General features: G+C 73.4%; 14 protein-coding genes. 5 read left to right on the forward strand and 9 right to left on the reverse strand.

Features of this window, described 5'->3' with window-relative positions:
• Positions 1-6: 6 nt before the first annotated feature.
• On the reverse strand, positions 7-1,659 hold the full coding sequence (locus IEZ03_RS11565) for a D-alanyl-D-alanine carboxypeptidase family protein (protein WP_229808218.1): 1,653 nt from the start codon (positions 1,657-1,659) through the stop codon (positions 7-9).
• A gap of 223 nt (positions 1,660-1,882) precedes the next feature.
• On the opposite strand from IEZ03_RS11565, the gene IEZ03_RS11570 reads away from it, so the two are divergent.
• From IEZ03_RS11570 to IEZ03_RS11580, 3 genes are all read left to right on the forward strand, one after another.
• Positions 1,883-2,464, forward strand: a complete 582-nt coding sequence (locus IEZ03_RS11570) for an RNA polymerase sigma factor (RefSeq protein ID WP_184888387.1) — start codon at positions 1,883-1,885, stop codon at positions 2,462-2,464.
• 2 nt (positions 2,465-2,466) lie between these two features.
• Positions 2,467-3,480: an LCP family protein gene (locus IEZ03_RS11575; protein WP_184888385.1), complete on the forward strand. Its 1,014-nt coding sequence runs from the start codon at positions 2,467-2,469 to the stop codon at positions 3,478-3,480.
• Positions 3,481-3,568: 88 nt separating this feature from the next.
• Positions 3,569-3,988, forward strand: coding sequence for a CBS domain-containing protein (locus IEZ03_RS11580; protein ID WP_132049932.1), 420 nt, complete (start codon positions 3,569-3,571; stop codon positions 3,986-3,988).
• Between the two features lie 98 nt (positions 3,989-4,086).
• On the opposite strand, the gene IEZ03_RS11585 is transcribed toward IEZ03_RS11580, so the two are convergent.
• Positions 4,087-5,244, reverse strand: coding sequence for an aminotransferase class V-fold PLP-dependent enzyme (locus IEZ03_RS11585; protein ID WP_229808219.1), 1,158 nt, complete (start codon positions 5,242-5,244; stop codon positions 4,087-4,089).
• A 133-nt stretch (positions 5,245-5,377) separates the two neighbouring features.
• On the opposite strand from IEZ03_RS11585, the gene IEZ03_RS11590 reads away from it, so the two are divergent.
• Positions 5,378-7,267, forward strand: a complete 1,890-nt coding sequence (locus IEZ03_RS11590; protein ID WP_184888380.1) for an ABC transporter ATP-binding protein — start codon at positions 5,378-5,380, stop codon at positions 7,265-7,267.
• Between the two features lie 4 nt (positions 7,268-7,271).
• Here the strand turns inward: IEZ03_RS11590 and IEZ03_RS11595 are convergent, their stop codons facing one another.
• The 4 genes from IEZ03_RS11595 to IEZ03_RS11610 all read right to left on the reverse strand — a co-directional run bounded on the left by IEZ03_RS11595 (position 7,272) and on the right by IEZ03_RS11610 (position 9,277).
• Positions 7,272-7,724, reverse strand: a complete 453-nt coding sequence (locus IEZ03_RS11595) for an SRPBCC family protein (RefSeq protein WP_184888378.1) — start codon at positions 7,722-7,724, stop codon at positions 7,272-7,274.
• Positions 7,721-8,053, reverse strand: coding sequence for an ArsR/SmtB family transcription factor (locus tag IEZ03_RS11600; protein WP_184888376.1), 333 nt, complete (start codon positions 8,051-8,053; stop codon positions 7,721-7,723). The genes IEZ03_RS11595 and IEZ03_RS11600 overlap by 4 nt, the downstream gene beginning before the upstream one ends.
• A 37-nt stretch (positions 8,054-8,090) precedes the next feature.
• Complete coding sequence (locus tag IEZ03_RS11605) at positions 8,091-8,450, reverse strand: VOC family protein (RefSeq protein ID WP_184888374.1); 360 nt, start codon at positions 8,448-8,450, stop codon at positions 8,091-8,093.
• Between the two features lie 77 nt (positions 8,451-8,527).
• Positions 8,528-9,277 carry an SDR family NAD(P)-dependent oxidoreductase gene (locus IEZ03_RS11610; RefSeq protein WP_184888372.1) on the reverse strand — a complete coding sequence of 250 codons (750 nt, stop codon included), beginning with the start codon at positions 9,275-9,277 and terminating at the stop codon, positions 8,528-8,530.
• A 260-nt stretch (positions 9,278-9,537) separates the two neighbouring features.
• Here IEZ03_RS11610 and IEZ03_RS11615 point away from each other — a divergent pair, with 260 nt between their 5' ends.
• Positions 9,538-10,458: an NADP-dependent oxidoreductase gene (locus IEZ03_RS11615; RefSeq protein ID WP_184888370.1), complete on the forward strand. Its 921-nt coding sequence runs from the start codon at positions 9,538-9,540 to the stop codon at positions 10,456-10,458.
• Between the two features lie 18 nt (positions 10,459-10,476).
• Here the strand turns inward: IEZ03_RS11615 and IEZ03_RS11620 are convergent, their stop codons facing one another.
• The 3 genes from IEZ03_RS11620 to IEZ03_RS11630 all read right to left on the reverse strand — a co-directional run bounded on the left by IEZ03_RS11620 (position 10,477) and on the right by IEZ03_RS11630 (position 13,938).
• Positions 10,477-13,164, reverse strand: coding sequence for an ATP-binding protein (locus IEZ03_RS11620; protein WP_184888367.1), 2,688 nt, complete (start codon positions 13,162-13,164; stop codon positions 10,477-10,479).
• A gap of 20 nt (positions 13,165-13,184) precedes the next feature.
• A complete protein-coding gene (locus IEZ03_RS11625) occupies positions 13,185-13,499 on the reverse strand; it encodes a hypothetical protein (RefSeq protein WP_184888365.1) in 315 nt (104 codons plus the stop codon).
• 319 nt (positions 13,500-13,818) lie between these two features.
• Positions 13,819-13,938, reverse strand: coding sequence for a DUF397 domain-containing protein (locus tag IEZ03_RS11630; RefSeq protein ID WP_308427960.1), 120 nt, complete (start codon positions 13,936-13,938; stop codon positions 13,819-13,821).
• Positions 13,939-13,973 lie beyond the last annotated feature (35 nt).

Here is a 13,973-nt window from a genome sequence, read left to right on the forward strand (position 1 = left end):
CCGGGCTCAGCCGAGGCGGGTGAGGCGCTCGAAGACGGACGGCTCGTCCAGCGTCCGGACCAGCTCCAGCGGCACCTTCGCCGCACCGGCCGTCAGGGCGGTGACCCGCGCGCCGGCGTCCGCCTCGCGCGGCGGGTCGCCGTCCATGCCGACCTGCACGGTCAGGCCGGGCCAGCCGACGACGGTCACGGGCGCAGCGGCGCGCAGCGGCGTCCGGTCGCCGAGGCCGTCCTCGATCCGCGCCACCCGCGCGCCCTTCGGGGCGATGGTCTTCGCGACCAGCGCCTCCTGGGCCGCGACCACGAGCCGCTGCGCCGCGTCGACGGCTCCGGCCGCCGACGCGGTGTCCTGCCCGAGCACCGCGCCCACGATCAGGGTCTGCACGCCCTCGACTTCCTTGCGCGCCGCGAACACGAAGTTCCCGCCCGCCTCGTCGGTGTAGCCGGTCTTCCCGCCGACGACACCGTGCTGACCCAGCAGGAAGTTCCCGCCCTGCCGCGGTGCGCCGCCGTCGCCGGGCTCGTACGCCCGCTTGTTGACGATCTCGGTGAACGCCGGGATCTCCATGGCCGCCCGCAGCAGCTTCACCTGGTCGGCGGCGGTGCTCACCGTCCCCGAGTCGTAGCCGCTCGGGTCGGTGTAGCGCGTGCCGGTCATGCCCAGCGACCGCGCGGTCTCGTTCATCTTCGCCACGAACGCCGGGCTGCTTCCGGCGTCCCAGCGCGCCAGCTCGTGGGCGACGTCGTTCGCCGAGATGACCATCAGGGCCTCCAGCGCCTGGCGCTGCGTCAGCCGCTGGTCCGCGGTCACGCCGAGGATCGACTCCCCGCGCCTCTCGCGAGCCGGGATCTCCGCCGCCGCCTGCGGTGACACCGTCATGACCGGGCCCGGCTCACCCGGCTTCAGCGGATGGTCGCGCAGGTACACGTACGCCGTCATGACCTTGGCGACGCTCGCCGTCGGGGTCGACGCCGACCCGCCCGACGCGCCCATCGCCCCGAGGCCCTCCACGTGGACGGCCGACTGCCCCGACGAGGGCCAGGGCAACGCGGGCGCCTGCCCCTCGAACACCACGCTGGGGTCGACGGTCAGCCCGACGGTCGGCTCCGGGACCGGCCGCACGAGCTGCCCGGCGACGAGGCCGGCGACCAGCACGAGCGCCGCCGCCAGGACGACGAGCCACGTCCGTCCCCCCTCGCCCTCCGCCTTCTCCTCCGGCGCGGGCGCCTCGGGCGCGGCGACGGCCGCGGGCGGCGTTCCGTCCCACTGGACGGTCCAGGGCCCGGACGAACGAACGGCCGGCTGCTCCTGCGGGGCCGTCAGATCCGGCAGGCGCTCGATCCGCGTCGGCCCGGTTCCGGTAGGCGGAGGTGCGGGCTCGGTGGGGTCCTTCTGGGGAGCGGCCTCGGCCTCTTCGGGCTTGGTCTCTTCGGGTTCGGTCTCTGGTTCGGCGGGGGCCTCTTCGGTGGCGGCCTCGTCCTCCGCGCGCTCTTCGGGCGGTGTTTCCTCCGGCTCGGCGGGACGCCGGACGGGGATGTCCGGTCGCGTCAGGTCGACCTTCGCCGGGATGCGGAACTCGGTGGTGGCGGTGCGGGCGGACTCGCGCTCGTCCCCGCTGCCGGACGCCGACGGCTCCCGCTCCCGCTTGGCGTCGTCCACGGCATGCCCCTCCTCGGCCGGTGCCCCCAGGCAGCTGGAGCGGTCTCCCCCGACGGCCCCGTGCATATGAAGATGCGCAGTTTACCGAGAAGGTTCGCGCGGGCCGGTGATCGCGGAGCGGGTGTCGCGAGCCCGTCGTGAACCCGTACGGGGCGTTGTGGAGAGACATCGCCGACAACATCCCCGCACGGGAAGGCTCGGTGCGCATGCCATGGTGGCCGCGATGACCGTTCCCCCCACGGCGCAGGAGCACGACGCCGATCTCATCAGGAGTTCGCTCGCCGACCCTGAGGCGTTCGCCGCGCTGTTCGACCGCTATTCCGCGATGCTCTTCCGATACGTCTCCCGCAGGCTCGGGCCGGAGGCCGCGGAGGACATCGTGGGCGAGACGTTCCTCGCCGCCTTCAGCAGACGGCACCGGTACGACGCCGCGCAGCGCGACGCGCGGCCGTGGCTGTTCGGCATCGCGACGAAGCTCGTCGCGCGGCACCACCGGACGGAGGCCGCGCGCTACCGGGCGCTGCGCAGGAGCCCGGTGGACGGGCCGGTCGAGGGGCCGGCCGACCGGGTGGCGGCCGGGGTGACCGCGGCGGCGTCGCGTCCGATGCTGGCCGAGGCGCTGGCGGGGCTCCCGAGAAGGGACCTGGACGTCCTGCTGCTCGTCGCGTGGGGCGACCTGGCCTACGACGAGGTGGCGCGGGCGCTCGGCATCCCCGTCGGCACCGTCCGCTCCCGGCTGAACCGGGCCCGGCGCAAGGTGCGCGAGGCGCTCGGCGGCACCGACCCGACGCGCGAGGAGGCGTGACCATGGACGATCTCGAACTGCTCCGCGACCTGGGCCGGGAGCTGGAGCACGAGCCGCCGGCCTCGCTCACCCGGCAGCGCGGAAGGCTGCTGGAGGCGTCGCGGCCGCGCGGGCGGGGCGGCCGGGTGCGGTGGCGGATGCTCGGCGCGGTGGCGGCGGTGACGGCCGCGGCCATCCTCCTTCCGATGCTGGCGTTCCACGACCGGCGCACGGAACCGGCGGCGGGCACGTCCGCACCGGCGGCGGCCGGGCCCCTCAACGTGCTCGTCATCGGCTCGGACGCGCGGCGCGACGGGTACCCGACGCGCGCGGACACCCTGATGCTGGTGCACGTGCCGGCCGGCAGGAAGAACGTCCGGGTGGTGAGCATTCCCCGGGACTCGCTGGTGACCCTGGCCGACTGCGCGAACCCGCGCGGGAAGGGCGTCCCGGTCGGCCCCGTGCCGATCGGCTCGGCGTTCACGCAGGGTGGCGCCGCATGCACGCTGAAGACCGTGGAGCGGCTGACCCGGGTCCGGATCGACCAGACCGCGGTGATCGGTTTCGGCGGGTTCAGGCGGATGGTGGACGCTCTCGGCGGCGTCGAGATGACGCTGCCCGCGCCCGTCGCCGACCCGGCGGCCGGCCTGCGGCTGCCCGCCGGCACCCAGGTGCTGGACGGCCGCCAGGCCCTCGCCTACGTCCGTGCCCGCCGCGGGCTCGGGGACGGCTCGGACCTGAGCCGCATCGAGCGCCAGCAGATGTTCATGGCCGCGCTGGCGCGGCGGATGAGGGCGCACCAGCGCGATAACCGGCTGCTTTTCGGCAGGTTCCTCGCCGCCGCGGCCGTGTCGGTCGAGACCGTGCCCCGGCTGGACGTCGGCGGGCTCAGGGCCCTCGCGGACACCTTCGCGAGGACCGGGGCGGACGACGTGGAGTTCAGGACCGTTCCCGTCCGGCCGGCGGCGGCGGACCCGAGTCGGCTCGTCTGGGACGCGGAGGCCGCCGAGCGACTGTTCGCGCCGTTCCGGGAGTGAGCCAGGAGTGAGGTCATTTCTGTCGGGTAGGTGCCGACTCATCCCGGGCCCGAGCGACGACCCACGAGGCTCAAGGAGTGAGCAGCACATGGCAACGAAGATTCGCGACATCATGACCGGTTCCCCGACGTCGGTGTCCCCGGAGCTGGACATCGTGACCGTGGCCCGCGCGATGCGCGACGAGGACATCGGCGCCGTGCTGGTGGCCGAGGGGGACGACCTGATGGGGCTCGTCACCGACCGCGACCTGGTGATCCGCGGACTCGCCGCCGGCGGCGACCCGAAGCAGCAGAAGATCGGCGGGATCGCGAGCACCGCGACCGCGACCGTCGGGCCGGACGACTCGCTCGACAAGGCCGCGCAGATCATGCGGGAGCGGGCCGTGCGCCGGCTGCCGGTGATCGAGGACGGCCGTCCGGTGGGCATCGTGACGATCGGCGACCTGGCGATGGAGAAGGACGAGGTCTCCGCGCTCGCCGACATCAGCGCGGCCCGTCCGAACACCTGATCCGCGGCGGTGACCGATCCGCCTCACCCCCCGATCCAGGGCGCGTCCGGAGGCTCCCGTGATTCCCCGTCCCCGGCCGCCGGGCGCGCCCGTCCCCGTCAGGGCAGGACCGACAGCAGGCGGTCCAGTTCCTCTTCGGTGTTGTAGTAGTGCACAGAAGCTCGCACGGCCGCCGCAGCGGCGTGCGGGTCGTATCCGTGTGAGACCGGGTTCGTGACGTTGATGTTGACGTCCACTTCCCTGGCGGCGTCCTTGATCTCCGTGGGGTCGTGGCCCTCCACGGTGAATGTGACGATGCCGGACGGACGGGCGCCCTTGTCCAGGACGGTCGTCCCGGGCCGCTCGGTCAGCGCGGCGCGCAGCCCGGTCGCGAGTCCGGTCACGCGGTCCTCGATCGCCGCGATTCCCAGGTCGGCGGCGTAGTCGGCGGCGACGCCCAGTCCGATCTGGCCGGCGACGTACCGCTCCCACGTCTCGAAGCGGCGCGCGTCGTCGCGCGTCTCGTAGCCGTCGGGGGCTTTCCAGTCGGCCGCTTGCAGGTCGAGGAACGGCGGCTCCAGCGTCTGGACGACCTCCCGCCGCACGTACAGGAACCCGGTCCCGCGCGGGCCGCGCAGGAACTTGCGGCCGGTCGCCGACAGCATGTCGCAGCCGATCTCGCGGACGTCCACGGCGAGCTGGCCGACCGACTGGCACGCGTCCAGCAGGAAGAGGACGCCGTGTTCCCGGCACAGCCGCCCGACCTCGGCGACCGGGTTGACGAGCCCGTTGTGGGTGGGGACGTGGTTCAGCGACACCAGCCGGACGCCGCCCTTGACGAGTTCGGCCTCCAGCGCGTCCAGTGCGAGGGTCCCGTCGGCCTCGTCCGGGAGGACCTCGACGCTCAGGTTCCTGGCCGCGGCCACCTGCTGGTAGGCGATCGCGTTGCTGGAGTACTCGCTCGTCGTGGTGAGGATGCGGTCGCCCTCGGCGAAGGGGACCGCGTAGAACGCCATGTCCCAGGCCCGGGTGGCGTTCTCCACATAGGCGATCTCGTCCGGGCGCGCACCGATCAGCCCGGCCGTCGCGCCGTAGAACCGCTCGACGGCGTCCGCGTTGGCCTCCGCCGCCTCGTACCCGCCGATCGTGCTCTCCAGCGTGAAGTGCTCCGCGACGGCGTCGATCACCGGGCGCGGCGGGAGCGCGGCGCCGGCGTTGTTGAGATGGGCCACCCTCGCGCAGCCGGGGGTGTCGGTCCGGAGCCTGCCGATGTCCACGTGCCGCGTCCCTTCGAAAATGTCGTACCCCCGCGCGACCCTTGGCACAGGCGGCGACTTGACCTCAACCTTCATTGAGGTCGCATGCTCTCTTCCAGATATCGATCATCGCCTACCGAGCACGGGGTTCGTCATGGACATGGAAGTCACCGCGTGGATGTCGTTGCACCACGCGATGAACGCGCGCGACAGCCGGCCTTTCTCGAAGGCGACGCTGCGCCGCATCGGCCGGTTCGCCCGCCCGCACCGGCGGCGGCTGGCCGTGTTCCTCGGCTTCAGCGTGGTGATGGCCGTACTCGCGGTCGCGACGCCCGTGCTGGCCGGGCAGGTCGTCAACGCCATCGTCGAGCAGGCCGCGCCGTCCACGGTCGTCTGGCTCGCCGTCCTGATCGCGTTCCTCGCGCTGGCCGAGGGCGGCCTCGGCCTCGCCAACCGGTGGCTGTCGGCCCGCATCGGGGAGGGGCTGATCCTCGACCTGCGCACGGCGGTGTTCGACCACGTCCAGCGGATGCCGGTGGCCTTCTTCACCCGCACCCGCACCGGCGCCCTGGTCAGCCGCCTGAACAACGACGTCATCGGTGCTCAGCGCGCGTTCAGCGACACCCTCTCCGGGGTCGTCAGCAACCTGGTGATGGTCCTGCTGACGTTCGCCGTGATGGTCCGCCTGTCGTGGCAGATCACCCTGCTGGCGCTGGTGCTGCTGCCCGTGTTCGTCCTTCCGGCCCGCCGCATGGGCAGCCGCCTGGCGCGGCTCGAACGGGAGGCCGCCGCGCACGACGCCGCGATGAGCACGCAGATGACCGAGCGCTTCTCGGCGCCGGGGGCGACGCTGGTGAAGCTGTTCGGCCGCCCGTCGCGCGAGTCGGCCGAGTTCGCCGCCCGCGCCCGCCGCGTCCGCGACATCGGCGTCCGCACCGCGATGGTGCAGCACGTCTTCATCACGGCGCTCACCATGGTCTCCGCCCTGGCGCTCGCGCTCGTCTACGGCCTCGGCGGCTACTTCTCCCTGCGCGGCAACCTCGACGCCGGCGCGGTCGTCGCGCTCGCGCTGCTCCTCACCCGCCTCTACGCGCCGCTGACCGCCCTCGCCAGCGCCCGCGTCGAGGTGATGAGCGCCCTGGTCAGCTTCGAGCGCGTCTTCGAGGTCCTCGACCTCAAGCCGCTCGTCGCGGAACGGCCGGAGGCCCGCGCCGTCCCCGACGGTCCGGTCTCGGTCGAGTTCGACCGCGTCCGCTTCGCCTACCCGTCCGCCGACAAGGTGTCGCTGGCGTCCCTGGAGGAGGTCGCCACCCTCGACACCCGCGGCGGCGTCGAGGTCCTGCACGAGGTGTCGTTCCGCGCCGAGCCCGGACAGACGGTGGCGCTGGTCGGCTCGTCCGGCGCGGGGAAGTCCACGATCGCCCAGCTCGTCCCGCGGCTGTACGACGTCGACTCGGGCGCGGTCCGCCTCGGCGGCGTCGACGTCCGCGACCTGACCTTCCAGACCATCCGCGACACGCTCGGCATGGTCACGCAGGACGGCCACCTGTTCCACGAGTCGATCCGCGACAACCTCCTGCTCGCCCGGCCCGAGGCCACCGAGGACGACCTGTGGGACGTCCTGCGCCGCGCCCGCCTGGACACCCTCATCAGGGGCCTTCCGGACGGGCTCGACACCGTCGTCGGCGAGCGCGGCTACCGCCTGTCCGGCGGGGAGCGCCAGCGCCTCACCATCGCGCGCCTCCTCCTGGCGCGCCAGCGCGTCGTCATCCTGGACGAGGCCACCGCCCACCTCGACTCGACGTCCGAGGCGGCGGTCCAGGAGGCCCTCGCCGAGGCGCTCGACGGCCGGACCGCGGTCGTCATCGCGCACCGCCTCAGCACCGTCCGGGCCGCCGACCTGATCCTCGTCGTGGAGGACGGCAGCATCGCCGAACGGGGCACCCACGAGGAGCTCCTGGCCGCCGGCGGCCGGTACGCCGACCTGTACCACACTCAGTTCGCGGACCAGCCCGGTGAGCCGCCCCTGGAACCCGTCGGCTGACCGGTCAGCCGACCTCGGCCAGGGCCGCGTGGAGGGAGCGGATGACGCCGGTGCGCCATCCGCTCCCCATCCCGCGGAACGCGAACGCGTTGACGGGGTCGTCCAGGTCGAACCCGGCGTGCTCGATGAACAGGCGGGTGCCGCGCCCCTCGGGGACGAGCCGCCAGGTCACGGTCGTGTCGAGCCCGCCGCCGCCCCAGCTGATCCGCAGCAGGCGCTCCTCCTCGATGGCGAGGACCCGGCAGTCGACCGTCCCGTCGAAGTCGACGTTCGGGATCGGCTTCGACGCGAACGTGAAGCGGTGGCCGACGACGGGCTTGAAGTCGTTCGGCATGAGCCAGCGGGCCAGCAGCTCCGGCTCGGTGAGCGCCCGCCACACCTTGGCGGGCGGATGCGGCAGGAACTCCTCGACCTCGATCGACGCGCGCTCCCCGCTCCCGTCCTGCGGAGGGGTCATCGGTCGTCCTCCTCGTCCTCGTCCAGCAGTTCACGCAGATCGGACAGCCGCTCCCGCCAGAACCGCTCGTAGGGATCGAGCCACTCCGACAGCTCCCGCAGCGGCCCCGCCTCCAGCCGGTAGAGCCGCTGCCGGCCGCTGCGCCGCTCGCTGACCAGCCCGGCGTCCCGCAGCACCCTCAGATGCTCCGAGACGCTCGGCCGGCTCATCGCGAAGTGGGACGCCAGGTCGTTCACCGGCTTCGGCCCGTCGAGCAGCAGCGCCGTCAGCTCCCGCCGGACGGGGCTCGCGAGCGCGCCGAACACGTCGCCGCCCCTGTCCGTGGCCATGTCAGCGCCCATGTCAGCGCCCATGTCAGCGCCCATGTCAGCGCTCGGCCAGGACGATGCCGTTGCCGTCCGGGTCGGTGAACGTGGCCTGGCGCCCCCACGGCAGGTCCTGCGGCCCGTCGACGTCCACCCCGGCGCGGCGCAGCTGCGCGCAGTCGGCGTCCAGGTCGGACGTCTCCAGCATCAGCCCCTGGACGCTTCCCGGCGCCATGCCGGGCATGTGGTCCGCCAGGACCACGTTCGTGTCCGCGCCCTTGGGGGCGAGCTGGAGCCAGCGGACCGGCCCCATCGTCTGGTCCGTCACGACCTCGAACCCGAGGTCGTCGGCGTAGAAGCTCTTGGCGGCGTCCTGGTCGGAGACCGGCACGGTCACCATCCGCACATGCGTGATGTTCATGAACCCCACGATAGGTAGGACTTTCCCTACGTGTCAAGCGTAGGAAAATCCCTACTTACCGTTATCGGGGCGAATGCTCAGTCGACCAGGGCGCCGGCGCTGATGTTGATCTGGGTCGAGGTCAGGCTCGCGGCATGGTCGGAGACCAGGAACGCGGCCACCCGGCCGACGTCGGTGAGCGTCACGGCGCGCTTGAGGAGGGTGGCGTCCACCATCTGCTGCTTCACCTGGTCCATCTCCGGCACGTCGGGCATGGACTCGGGGATGCCGCCGGTGCGCATCGTCAGGACGCGGACCGAGTGCGGCCCCAGCTCGCACGCCCACTGGCGGCGCATCGCCTCGACCATTTCGCAACCGACCTGCACGGTTCCGAGGCCGGGCATCCGGTTCGTGGCGTCGGAGCCGCCGAAGTGCAGGATCACGCCGGACCCCTGCTTGACCATGTGCCGGGCGGCGGCCTGCGTCGTGAGCAGGAACGACCGGGCCACCTTGTCCATGGCGCGGGCGAAGTCCCCGACCGGCATCTCGATCAAGGGCTTGAACACGGCGTCCTGGGAGATGAGGTTGACGGAGACGTCGACGCCGCCCGCGGTCTGCGCGACGGAGTCGACCCAGCCGTTGACCGCGTCCTCGTCCAGGGCGTCCACGCGCGCGGTCTCGGCGAGCCCGCCGCGCGCCCGGATGTCGTCGGCGACGGCGTCGAGCGTGGCGGGCGTCCGCCCGGCGAGGAAGACCCGCGCGCCCTCGGCGGCGAACCCGCGGGCCATGGCGCCGCCGATCGCGCCGCCGCCGCCGTAGATGATCGCCGTCTTGTTCTCCAGCAGCATGTCGTGCTCCGTTCCGTCTGTTTTCGAGGTGACTCGACGCTAGGACCGCGGACACGCGAGCCGCATCGGTCGCGGAACGGGCGTGGAACAGCGCAGGTCGAAGCGGAAACGCGAGCCGTCGGAACGGTCCCGCCGGACGTGCCCGGCGGGGGCGGGCCGCGCGGCTAAGTCATGTGACGGATACCGATCGGGCCATGAGCGGTTCCTGCCGAGGCCGCGGCCGCGGGTTTAGGCGGTGGGGGCGGTGGCAGGTTGAGGGCATGCGTGCCGTCACTTATGACTCGTTCGCCTCTGACAACTCCCGCCTGAAGGTCGGTGACGTCCCCGCCCCCAAGGTCGGCCCGGGCCAGGTGCTGATCGAGGTGCGGGCGGCCGGCGTCAACCCGGTGGACTGGAAGGTGATGGCCGGCGGCCTGGACGGGATGATGGACGCGGTGTTCCCCGTCATCCCCGGCTGGGACGTCGCCGGCGTGGTGCGCGGCCTCGGCCCCGACACGCCCGAGTTCGCGCCGGGCGACGAGGTCATGTCCTACGCCCGCAAGGACGTCGTCCACGCCGGGACGTTCGCGGAGTACGTCTCCGTGTCGGCGGACGACGTGGCGCGCAAGCCCGCCGCCTTCGACTGGAACCAGGCGGGCGGACTGCCGCTCGCCGGGATGACCGCCCAGCGCGCCCTGGACCGCCTGGAGATCGGCCCCGACGACGTCCTGCTCATCCATGCGGCGTCCGGCGGTGTCGGGAGCCTCGCCGTCCAGATCGCGCGCGACCGGGGCGCCCGCGTCATCGGCACGGCGTCCGAGAAGAACCACGACTACCTGCGGGAACTCGGCGCGGAGCCGGTGGCCTACGGGGAGGGGCTGGCCGACCGCGTCGGGGAAATGGCGCCCGGCGGCGTCTCCGCGGTCGCCGACTTCGCCGGCGGCCAGCTCGACACGACGCTCGCGGTCCTGCGGCCGGAAGGACGGCACGTCTCCGTCGCCGACAACGAGGTGGAGAAGCACGGCGGCCACTGGATCTGGGTCCGCCCGGACGGAACCGGACTCGCCGAACTGGCCGCCCTCGCCGACCGCGGCGCGCTCAAGGTCGAAGTGGCCGAAACGTTCTCCCTGGACCGGGTGGGCGACGCCTTCGACGCCAGCCGCAGTGGCCACACCCGCGGCAAACTCGTCATCACGCCCTGAGCCGGGCCGGGCCCCGGGTCAGGTGACCGGCACCAGGCGGGCCAGTTCCGCGCGGCGGGTCACACCGAGCTTCGGATACGCCTTGTAGAGGTGGTGGCCGACCGTGCGGGGGCTCAAGTAGAGCTGCGCCGCGATCTCGCGGTTGCTGAGGCCCGCGGCGGCGAGCCGCACGACCTGCATCTCCTGCGGGGTGAGCCGTTTCATGGGGTCGGAGTCCCCGGCGCGGGCGGCGGGACGGTCGCCGAGCACCTCCAGTTCGGTGCGGGCGCGCTCGGCCCAGGCGGTGGCGCCGACCCGGGTGAAGGCGTCCTCGGCGGCGGCCAGTTCCGTGCGGGCCTCGGTGCGGCGGCGTCTCCGGCGCAGCCATTCGCCGTAGAGGAGACGGGTCCGCGCGGCGTCGTAGGCGTGGTCGCCGTGCAGGCTGAGCGCGGTCCGGTAGTGCTCGTCCGCATCGTTCCCGCCGGCGAGGAGCGCGCGGCAGCGCGACACCATGGCGGTGCGCGACGTCGCCGCCGCCCACGCCTCGTACGCGGGCAGGTGGACGCGGGCGAGTTCGGGGCGCCCGGCCCGGACGGCGGCCTCCGCGTGGTCGGGAATCGCGCGGATCAGCAGATCGCGGCGGGCGGGACCCGAGCACACCGCGTCCAGGTGCACCAGGGCGGCGTCGGCATGGCCGCCGGCCAGATCGAGGAGCCCGAGGCCCCAGGCGGCCAGCGCGGCGTTCGCCGGATGCAGCTCGGCGTGCCGGAGGACGCCGGGCCCCTCGGTCCGGGTGCGGTCCGGGTCCGACTCCAGTCGGACGGCGACGCATCTCAGCGCCGTGACCTGCATGTCCATGCCGATGTCGGCGGCGAGGGAGATGCCCTCGGCCGCGGCCGAATCCGCGCCGTGCAGGTCGCCGAGCAGGAGCCGCCCGATCGCGAGGGGCTCCAGGACGTACGGGAGCCAGCCGATCGCGCCCTCGGCCCTGACGTCCGCCGCCATGCGCTCCAGCAGAGTCGTCGCGGCGCGGTCCTCGGCGACGAGGAGCCCCACGTAGCCGGCGATGACGCGTTCGACGAAGTCCTCGACCTTCCCGGCGAGCGCGGCCTGGACCAGCGCGCGTATCGGCGGGACGGCGTCGGGCGCGCCTTCGATCAGCCGCCCGTAGGCGATCAGGCCGCCGGTCACCGGGGCCTTCGCCGAGCCCGGCGGGAGCCGCACCGTCCTGAGCAGCTCGACGCTCCGCCGCACGAGATCGTGCGCACCGGCGTCCCGCGCCGACCACACGGCCTCGGTCAGCATCGACACCGCCTGCTCGGGGTCGCTCCCGGCGATGAGGCCCGCGCCCTCCAGCGCGAGTTCGGCGTCTGCGGCCGGCGAGACGCGCTCGTAGGCGACCTGGGCGCGGATGAACGCGGCCTCGGCGATGACCGCGTCCTCCCGCGTGTGGTGCGCGGCCTCGGCGGCGAGGCGGGTGGCGTGGTCCGGCCGGCCGGCGTCGTAGGCGGCCCGCGCGGCGTGGACGAGCCGCCGCGCCTTGCCCTCCGGGTCGGTGCTGAGCCGCGCCGCGCGCTCGTAGGCGGCGGCGACGGCGGCCGTCCCGCCGCGCCGCCCGGCGCGCTCCGCGGCCCGCTCCAGCTCGGCCGCGGCGCCCTCGTCCGGGCCGGTGGCCGCGGCGGCCAGGTGCCAGGCGCGGCGGTCGGCGTGCTCGTCGCCGCCGAGGGCCCCGGCCAGGGCGTCGTGGACGGCGAGGCGACGGTGATGTGCGGCGTCCTGGTACGTCACGGCGCGGATGAGCGGATGGCGGAACCGCACGTCCGCGCCGTCGAGGACGACGAGCCCGGCCTCCTCCGCGGGCTCCAGATCGGCCGGGCCCAGGCCCAGCGCCTTCGCGGCGCGCAGGACGACGCCGAGGTCGCCGGTCCCGTCGGCGGCGACCACCAGGAGCAGCCGCCGGGCGGTGTCCGGCAGCGCGGCGAGCTGGCGGCGGAAGGTCTCCTGCACCCGGCCGCCGACCGGCAGCGGCCCGGCGTGCCGGGCCGGCTCCGACCCGAGGGCGTTCGCCAGCTCGATCAGGGCGAGCGGGTTCCCGGCCGCCTCGTCCAGGAGCCGCTCCCGCACCGGGACGGTCAGGGCGGGCGCGTGCGCGGCCACCAGCTCCCGGGCGGCGGCGCGGTCCAGCCCGGCCAGCCGCAGGACGTCGAGGCCGTGGTCGGGGAAAGGACGTGCCGTGTCCCGCACCGTGAAGATCATCGAGATCGGGTCGGCGCCCAGCCTGCGGGCGGCGAACAGCAGCGCGTCCAGCGAGGCGCCGTCGAGCCACTGCGCGTCGTCGACCAGGCAGAGCAGCGGACGGTCCGACGCCAGTTCGGACAGCAGGGTGAGGGTGGCGGCGCCGATCAGGAAGCGGTCCCCGGCCGGTCCCTCGGCGAGGCCGAACGCCGACCGCAGCGCCGCCGCCTGCTGCGCCGGCAGCCCGGCGAACCGGTCGCCGTAGGGGTGCAGCATCAGGTGCAGCCCGCTGAACGCCAGCTCGGTCTCGGCCTCGATGCCCGCACCGCGGACGAGCCCCATGTCCCCGGCGTCCGACGCGATCTGGTCGAGCAGCGCGGTCTTGCCGATGCCCGCCTCGCCCCGGATCACCACCGTCCCGCTGCGCCCGCCCCGGGCGCCCTCGAGCAGCCCGGCGACCCGTTCCCTCTCCCGGTCCCGTCCCACCAGCACGCCGAAACCCTAGCCCGGCATCAGGCGCTGCGTCTCTGCTCGACCAGGAGCTTTCCGGCGACGAGGAAAGCCATCATCCCCACGCCGATCAGCGGGTAGGCGTAGCGGACGTCCACCACCAGCGGCACGGCCACCAGCACGGCCGAGACCAGCACGATCATGGCGTAGCGCTTCAACAACACCCGGAGATCACCGCTCCCGGGCGCTCGCGTCAGCACCGCCTGCGTCGCGACGATCACAACGGTGAGCAGCCCGAGGACCCCCGGAATCGCGAACCAGAAGAAGGTGTCACTGACCAGCGTGAGCGTAAGCCCGTACGACACGAGCCCGGTCACACCCCAGATCCCTACCGATCGCGCCGCGCTCCGCCGCTTACCGGTCCGGCCCGCCGCGGCCGAGGAGTTGGACATACCACCCCTTTCCCGTCGTCGTCATGATCGGCCACCGAACTCTAGTGGCGGTCCACGACCGTCCCCCGACTCGCCAGCCCGTTGACTTGCGGCGTGTTGTTGTTATGGAGCTCTCCATAACAACAACACGCCGCAAGTCAACGAATCCAGGGGACGTTGGCGGTCAGCGCGTAGAGGCACGGCCGTCATGCCGATGGCTGCGGCCTCACTACGTTGACGTCGCTATGGGCGCAGGCCGGACGGCTCAAAGCTTGAGGTCGTTGAGGACGGCGCGGAAGGCGTCGGGGGTGAGCAGGAGTTTGGGGCCGTCGGGGTTCTTGGAGTCTCGGACGGCCACTGCCTGGGGGAACCGCGCCACCTCCACGCACTGACCGGACGTTCCTTCAGCGGAACGGCTGG

This window comes from Actinomadura livida (assembly GCF_014648675.1).
Classification (GTDB): domain Bacteria; phylum Actinomycetota; class Actinomycetes; order Streptosporangiales; family Streptosporangiaceae; genus Spirillospora; species Spirillospora livida.

What these genes read in the sequence shown, in the direction of transcription:
- IEZ03_RS11570 (WP_184888387.1), top strand. Translation starts at nt 1,883, where the DNA reads ATGACCGTTCCCCCCACGGCGCAGGAGCACGACGCCGATCTCATCAGG.
- IEZ03_RS11575 (WP_184888385.1), top strand. Translation starts at nt 2,467, where the DNA reads ATGGACGATCTCGAACTGCTCCGCGACCTGGGCCGGGAGCTGGAGCAC.
- IEZ03_RS11580 (WP_132049932.1), top strand. Translation starts at nt 3,569, where the DNA reads ATGGCAACGAAGATTCGCGACATCATGACCGGTTCCCCGACGTCGGTG.
- IEZ03_RS11590 (WP_184888380.1), top strand. Translation starts at nt 5,378, where the DNA reads ATGGACATGGAAGTCACCGCGTGGATGTCGTTGCACCACGCGATGAAC.
- IEZ03_RS11595 (WP_184888378.1), bottom strand. Translation starts at nt 7,724, where the DNA reads ATGACCCCTCCGCAGGACGGGAGCGGGGAGCGCGCGTCGATCGAGGTC.
- IEZ03_RS11600 (WP_184888376.1), bottom strand. Translation starts at nt 8,053, where the DNA reads ATGGCCACGGACAGGGGCGGCGACGTGTTCGGCGCGCTCGCGAGCCCC.
- IEZ03_RS11605 (WP_184888374.1), bottom strand. Translation starts at nt 8,450, where the DNA reads ATGAACATCACGCATGTGCGGATGGTGACCGTGCCGGTCTCCGACCAG.
- IEZ03_RS11610 (WP_184888372.1), bottom strand. Translation starts at nt 9,277, where the DNA reads ATGCTGCTGGAGAACAAGACGGCGATCATCTACGGCGGCGGCGGCGCG.
- IEZ03_RS11615 (WP_184888370.1), top strand. Translation starts at nt 9,538, where the DNA reads ATGCGTGCCGTCACTTATGACTCGTTCGCCTCTGACAACTCCCGCCTG.